Source organism: Acinetobacter sp., from assembly GCF_050285345.1.
Classification (GTDB): domain Bacteria; phylum Pseudomonadota; class Gammaproteobacteria; order Pseudomonadales; family Moraxellaceae; genus Acinetobacter.
On record NZ_JBLZXR010000102.1, the window covers coordinates 1 to 6727 of the forward strand.

7 protein-coding genes, 1 tRNA gene and 1 riboswitch are annotated in these 6727 nt (G+C 42.1%); of the genes, 2 read left to right on the plus strand and 6 right to left on the minus strand.

All coding sequences use genetic code 11. From position 1 onward, the window contains the following. Nucleotides 1-308 precede the first annotated feature (308 nt). The gene (gene ribB, locus ACN6OV_RS08780; RefSeq protein WP_427952071.1) at nt 309-968 is read right to left on the minus strand and encodes a 3,4-dihydroxy-2-butanone-4-phosphate synthase; all 660 of its coding nucleotides are present in this window, start codon (nt 966-968) and stop codon (nt 309-311) included. Between the two features lie 106 nt (nt 969-1074). Beyond that, nucleotides 1075-1231: riboswitch (FMN riboswitch) on the minus strand. A 166-nt stretch (nt 1232-1397) separates the two neighbouring features. On the opposite strand from ribB, the gene ACN6OV_RS08785 reads away from it, so the two are divergent. Together ACN6OV_RS08785 and ACN6OV_RS08790 are read left to right on the plus strand one after the other, a co-directional pair. Next, nucleotides 1398-3242, plus strand: coding sequence for a DUF2157 domain-containing protein (locus tag ACN6OV_RS08785; RefSeq protein ID WP_427952074.1), 1845 nt, complete (start codon nt 1398-1400; stop codon nt 3240-3242). Continuing rightward, on the plus strand, nt 3239-3835 hold the full coding sequence (locus ACN6OV_RS08790; protein ID WP_427952077.1) for a GDYXXLXY domain-containing protein: 597 nt from the start codon (nt 3239-3241) through the stop codon (nt 3833-3835). Before ACN6OV_RS08785 ends, ACN6OV_RS08790 begins: the two co-directional genes overlap by 4 nt. Before the next feature lie 143 nt (nt 3836-3978). On the opposite strand, the gene panD is transcribed toward ACN6OV_RS08790, so the two are convergent. From panD to ACN6OV_RS08815, 5 genes are all read right to left on the minus strand, one after another. Next, the gene (panD, locus tag ACN6OV_RS08795) at nt 3979-4359 is read right to left on the minus strand and encodes an aspartate 1-decarboxylase (protein ID WP_067668515.1); all 381 of its coding nucleotides are present in this window, start codon (nt 4357-4359) and stop codon (nt 3979-3981) included. Nucleotides 4360-4502: 143 nt separating this feature from the next. Beyond that, on the minus strand, nt 4503-5084 hold the full coding sequence (gene pth, locus ACN6OV_RS08800; protein WP_427952080.1) for an aminoacyl-tRNA hydrolase: 582 nt from the start codon (nt 5082-5084) through the stop codon (nt 4503-4505). 19 nt (nt 5085-5103) lie between these two features. Beyond that, the gene (rplY, locus tag ACN6OV_RS08805) at nt 5104-5397 is read right to left on the minus strand and encodes a 50S ribosomal protein L25 (protein WP_427952083.1); all 294 of its coding nucleotides are present in this window, start codon (nt 5395-5397) and stop codon (nt 5104-5106) included. Between the two features lie 100 nt (nt 5398-5497). Further along, nucleotides 5498-6451 carry a ribose-phosphate pyrophosphokinase gene (locus tag ACN6OV_RS08810; protein WP_427952086.1) on the minus strand — a complete coding sequence of 318 codons (954 nt, stop codon included), beginning with the start codon at nt 6449-6451 and terminating at the stop codon, nt 5498-5500. A 37-nt stretch (nt 6452-6488) separates the two neighbouring features. Continuing rightward, nucleotides 6489-6563 (minus strand) — tRNA-Gln (locus ACN6OV_RS08815). Between the last annotated feature and the right edge of the window lie 164 nt (nt 6564-6727).

The following is a 6727-nucleotide window of genomic DNA, read 5'->3' on the forward strand; positions in this document are numbered from 1 at the left end:
AGTTTTCACAATGCTGGAGTAGCTGTGTGAACAATTGCTGATACAGGCGAGCAGGCTGTTCTTCATTGAGTCTTGCTGATGTGACAAAGCCTGAGTCCTTCTCGTTAAAGTGTTGGTTCGCACTTATATTTTAACGATTTGGGCTCAGGTTTTTTTATTTAAATTAAACTATGGGACAGCGGTGCTAAGTCCTCTTTTTTTTATTAAAAAATTCGCTCAAAATTTTAAAAATATGGTTTTGAGTTTTTCGGAATAGTTTAATAAAGGCTGATTTATTCAGCCTTTATTGATTTGGTCGGTGTTATCTCTTACAAATTATGTGCTAAGCGATATTGCACAATTTCTTCAATCGTCAATACGGTTAAGTGATGGGTTTGAGCATATGCTAAAACTTGTACGCCATTGGCCATAGTACCGTCTGGGTTGGTTAATTCACATAAAACACCTGCGGGTTTTAAACCGGCTAGACGCGCTAAATCAATTGTCCCTTCGGTATGTCCACGACGGGTCAATACGCCGCCTTCGCGTGCACGTAATGGGAATACATGGCCTGGGCGGTTTAAATCGCTGGCCACCACACCATCTTTAATCGCGGCTTTAACTGTTGTGGTACGATCTTTGGCTGAAACCCCAGTAGTTACACCTTCAGCAGCTTCAATGGTGATGGTAAATGCGGTTTTAAAATGACTAGAGTTATCAGCCACCATGGGTGGAAGTTCTAAATGATTGGCATGGCTATCAGTTAAACATAAGCACACAATTCCAGAACCATCACGAATCATACGAGCCATGGTTTCAACGGTGAGGGTTTCAGCAGCGACAATTAAGTCAGCTTCATTTTCACGGTCAAAATCATCCATGACTAACACAGGTTTGCCTTGGCGGATATCTTCCAGCGCTTGCAGCATACGTTGCTCAGCAGGCAGAAGGGCAGAGAAGAAAATTTCGGGTTGAATTAAATTAGACATTGAAACGCTCGCGTAATTTTAAGATACGGTTAAACATTTCAGGACATGTGAAATAGGGGCGTTACAAAATGTATTGAGCTCAAAAGGAGTCAATATAGCTAGGTGACGTCGTCTTCTTTCATCCGGACTATACCGTCGGCTCTGGTATTTCACCAGATCTGCCCATCGTGTTTTGACGATAGGCTCGTGGGCTGATTGGATCAAAGCAATTGCAGAGCCCAATTTACCACCGGTGGGGAATTGCACCCCGCCCTGAAGCGATGTGTAATTAGTATAGACCTGTTTTATGAGCTCTGGGGATATTCTCGTTCAGAAACATTTACAAAAATGAGAGCAGTAACGCAGAGGGGGATTTGTAAGCACTTTTATAAACAATCCCAAAACATGCTATCTTGCCGCTAAGTCAACCATAATTCCATAATGATAAAAATGACAGCTTCAGGTTTTTCCAAGCAGCATAATGCTCAGCAGAATACTGCAAATCAGGGCAATGCATTTTCACCGCGCTTATTTCAGGATGTTCAGGTCATTCAGTATCTACACGTAATTGGCTTTGCACTGATTGCGGCAAGTTTTCTGTATTTGGTTGCGGCCAATTGGCTGATGATTCCTTCATCTATACAACTGGCGATTCCCATGATCTTGCTGTTATGCAGCGCTAGTACCAGTGTGTATGTTGTAAGGCATCGTTGGATACAGCAAAGCCTAGATGCTTTAAGTGGTTTATTGCTTGGATTAAGCATGGCTGTAATTGGGCAGGTTTACCAAACTGGTGCAGACAGTTATCTGCTATTTCTAGTCTGGGCCTTGCTGTTGTTGCCGTGGTTATATCGGCCCAATATTGGGGTGTTTGCGCTATTTTGCGTGGTCAGTCAGTTGGCCTTGTTCTTCTATTTTAAACAAAGCTATTTAATGTCAGATCATCAGTTGATGTATATGTGCTGTATGACTATTTTGACTGCACTGTGTGTGACCTTTAGCTTAAAATATTATTTTGCATTGCGTTTTGTCTTTATTGCCTTTGTTACGGCAATCTCGATGTATTGCATGTTTTTATTTTGCGGTAATGGGGTAGAGCAGTATCAATGGTCATATTTGCTGCTGTCCATGCTGCTACCAATTTATCTCATTATCTACTTTTATCGACAGCATCGCGCACTGGAAACTAGTTTACAAACGGCGGGTCTGGCGGCAAGTTTGAGCATCTTCATTTTTCAGTTTTCAGAACATGTATTATCAGACTCTATAGGTGGGCTATTGATGTTGGCCTTGCTGATTTTTGCGTGGTTTGCCGTGATCAGCGCGGTACTGATGAAGTTTCTGCCAAAAACAAAATTTGCCGTGATTCCTTTGGCAATCGGGGCATGGTTGGCGGGCATTATTTTATCCAGCCTATTACTGACTTATTGGCAGGCATTTTCCATTGTTATGGGCTTGGTGTTTGTGGCTTTGGCTTGGTGGATGACTCGTCGTACCAACAGTGTATTCAGCCGTCAATTTGCCTACTGCTTATGGGTGTGTGGTCAAACGGCTGTACTGATTCATAGCCAAATACTGACGGATAGTTTTAGCTTTATTTTAATCCTGCAAATTGGTTTTACTTTGCTGTGCATGTTCAGCCGTATGCATTGGTTCATTGTATTGATTCAGCTGATTGCCGGTTATGGAATCGCAATTGCAACCATGGGCTTAGGTGAGTTTTTGCGTGGTGAGGTGCATTTGATTTTAGCCGTGATGGGCTTGAATGATCTTCTGCTCATTGTGTTGCTGTGTAGTGCTGTGTATTGGTTGCAATCGATCTATCGCAATACTTTTGCACTTTGGATGTTGTTTATTATTTTGGCCAGTGTAGTCGTGCAAACACTGTCCAGCAGCTTGATTGATTTGGAGTACAGTCTAAATATCGTGGTGCATTCAGTGGTTGTATATCTACTACCACTACTTTGGTTAGGGCTTTATCTTGCCCATGATCGTTTGTACGTAGGTGCTGAAAAATGGTTGTTATGTGCTTTAGGTATTGTGCTGATTGCGATGGGGTATTTTGAAATTTTCCTCTTACTCGCATTGTTATCTTGGGCACTTGTGTATCAGCAAACACTGGTTAAAGCACTTAGCATTGTGTTATTAATTTTTAGCTTATGGATGCTGTATTACAATTTAGGGCTGAGTTTTTTACTGAAAAGTTTCACTATTTTTATTTCTGGCATTTTGCTGTTCGGAGTCGCATGGATGCTGTCTGTGATGCAAGCTAAGCGAGTAGAGGAAAAGCAATGAAAAAATTCCTCCCTTTAATCTTGGCTGTGCTGAGTATTACGTTTTTTATCGTGATGATTGCTCGGCATGAAGGACATTTAGGCAACAGTAAGAGTATTTACGTCAAACTTAAACCTGTAGATCCACGCTCCATAATCCAAGGGGATTATATGGCGCTGAATTATCATCTCTATTTCGGTGATCTACCGCCTACAATAGCATTAACAAAAGTACGTATTTCAGAACCGGATGAGTCTGAATACTTGAAACGTGAGTATTTTTATAATCAACATAGTGTGATGAGTTATGTGCAGCTTGATGCACAACGCAAAGTCATTCGAACCAGTTTTAATCCAAATCTATTGACTGCTTATCCAAATGTGTCCGCAAGACTAGTATTAAAAAATCCGGAAAACACCTTTGAAGGTTTATATCCTGCGGCACGTAGTTTTTTATTCGCCGAAGGTTTGGAGCCATGTTATCGCAATGCGCAATATGCGGAATTGAAAGTGCAGGAAAATGGTCAACCACTATTGGTGGGCTTAGTCGATGAAAATTTACAACCCTTCCAATGTGAACAAAACCATGCATGGTGGAAAGGGCCAAAGACTTAATTTGCCTGTTTAAGCCTAGTTTGAGTGTATTGAAAATAAATTGAATCTAAAACTTAATTGCAGATGATAGCAAGTATGAATTTTCCCATAAAAAAGGCCCGCACATTTGCGGGCCTTTTGAATCTGTAAGTACTTAAATAAAATTAAGCAACTTGAACTGGAATACAGTTCGCTGTGTGGTTCACAGTATTATTAGGGTTTGCATACACTAAGCGTGGTTTGTGTGCATTTGCTTCAGCTTCGGTGAAGTCGCCAAATGTTGCAATAATCATCAGATCACCAACATCCGCTTGAAGTGCAGCGCCACCATTTACAGAGATAATGCCAGAGCCTTCTTCACCGCGGATTGCATACGTTGTGAAGCGCTTACCGTTAGTTACATTCCACATATGAATTTCTTCATATTCGCGGATACCGGCTAAATCCAATAAAATACCGTCAATTGCACAAGAACCTTCATAATGAAGTTCTGCTTGTGTCACTACGCAGCGGTGAATTTTAGCTTTTAATAAACGAGATAGCATGGCTAGCGTCTCCTAGTGGACCTTAAGATCTTTATCTTATGGTTGAATCAATCTGGACTTGCTGGATAAGCAATCAGGCATGCGCATTTTGCCTTTAAAAAAGCAGCATGGCAAGCAACATTGTTCAACAATTTATTGACTTATCAGTTTGGTTTGTAAGCATTGATTTGATTCATGGCAGGTTGAATTTCACCATTTACCAGCATTTTTATACGGCCTAAAGCATGGTGAATTGCATTGTCCATTAAATCTTGTTCGCTGCTTGATGCTTTACTTAAAACATGTCCTGAGACACGTTCTTTAGAGCCAGGATGACCAATACCAATGCGTAAGCGATGGAAGTTGGGGCCTATGTGAGGAACGATGTCACGTAAACCGTTATGACCACCATGACCACCACCTGTTTTAAGGCGAATGACACCTGGGTTCATATCCAGTTCATCATGTGCAATGAGCATCGCTTCTGGAGCAATTTGATAGAATTTGGCGAAGGGAACAACACTTTTACCAGAAAGGTTCATAAAGGTTGTAGGTAACAACAGACGAACGTCTTGACCTTCAATATTACCACGACCGCTAATTCCATGGAATTTTGGGTCTGCTTTGAGGGAAATGCCATATTGTTCTGCAAGGCGTTCTACAAACCAGAAGCCTGCATTATGGCGGGTTTGGGCATACTCAGAACCTGGGTTACCCAAACCGACAATCAGTGAAAGTTTTGACACTAATTTACACCATTAACACTTATGCGCGTTTGAAGTCAGCGTGCATAGGTGTGTTTTTAGCTGGATGACGTTGTAAAGCTTGGATTTTAACGTTTTCAACTTTACCGTCGATGTTGATTTCAACAACTTCTTCAAAGAACGCGTTGCTTTCTAAAGCTTTAACGAGTTCACGAAGTTCTAAAGTAACCGCTACAGGTTCGCCTGAACCGTAGATGATTGCTGGTACTTTATTTTGAAGACGAAGGCGGCGGCTCGAACCTTTCCCTTGTACTGCTTCTTCACGTGCTACTGCATTTAATACGAAGTTTGCCATGATAGACATTCCTATTTAAGTTTAATTAAGCTGAGTTTTCGACCAGCTCAGCGATAGAAAACCCCACCAAAAGGTAGGGTTTTGAAATTTTAGCGCTCTATTATAGATAAGAATCGAACATTGCGCTAATAGATTCTTCGTTGTTAATACGACGAATAGTTTCAGCAACCATACTTGCAACTGAAACTTGGCGAATCTTACCAAGAGCTTGAGCGTCTTCTGAAAGTGGAATCGTGTCAGTAACGACTAATTCATCAATTACAGAATTTTTCAAATTTTCTAATGCTTTACCAGAAAGTACTGGGTGAGTTGCGTAAGCAACTACTTTACGCGCACCAAAAGTTTTAAGTGCGTCAGCAGCTTTACACAATGTACCTGCGGTATCCACCATGTCATCGACGATGACACAGTCACGGCCTTTAACGTCACCGATCAAGTGCATCACTTGAGATTCATTCGCTTTTTGACGGCGTTTGTCGATGATCGCAAGATCGATATCACCCATTTGCTTAGCAACAGCACGCGCACGTACTACACCGCCAACGTCAGGAGAAACAACCATTAGGTTGTCATGTGACTGTTGACGAAGATCAGCTAAAAGCGCAGGAGTACCGTAGATGTTGTCTACAGGAATATCGAAGAAACCTTGGATTTGGTCCGCGTGAAGATCGATCATCACAACGCGGTCAATGCCTACAGTTGTTAGCATATCTGCTACAACTTTTGCAGTAATTGGCACACGGCTTGAACGTGGACGACGGTCTTGGCGAGCATAACCAAAGTAAGGAATCACAGCAGTGATACGACCAGCACTTGCACGACGCAAAGCATCAGCCATGACTAAGATTTCCATCAGGTTATCGTTAGTTGGGGCACAAGTTGGTTGTACAACGAATACGTCTTTACCACGAACATTTTCAGTAATTTCGACAGCGATTTCACCGTCAGAAAATTGACCTACAGATGCAGCACCTAGAGGGATGTGAAGGTGGCTAACGACTTTTTGGGCGAATTGTGGATGTGCAGATCCACTAAAAACGACAAGATTGGGCATGAAGCACCCTTGGCGGTTGGCAAATTAGGGAATTAGATGGCAGGGGCGGCTGGATTCGAACCAACGGATGCCGAGATCAAAACCCGGTGCCTTACCACTTGGCGACGCCCCTAATGCGGCAGAACTTTAATGTTTTTGCGGTATTTTGTCAAGTTGAAATAACAAATTGACTGCAAATCATATTCTGTCTTTTTTGAAGTAAATGGCAGGGGTAGCTGGATTCGAACCAACGGATGCCGAGATCAAAACCCGGTGCCTTACCACTTGGCGATACCC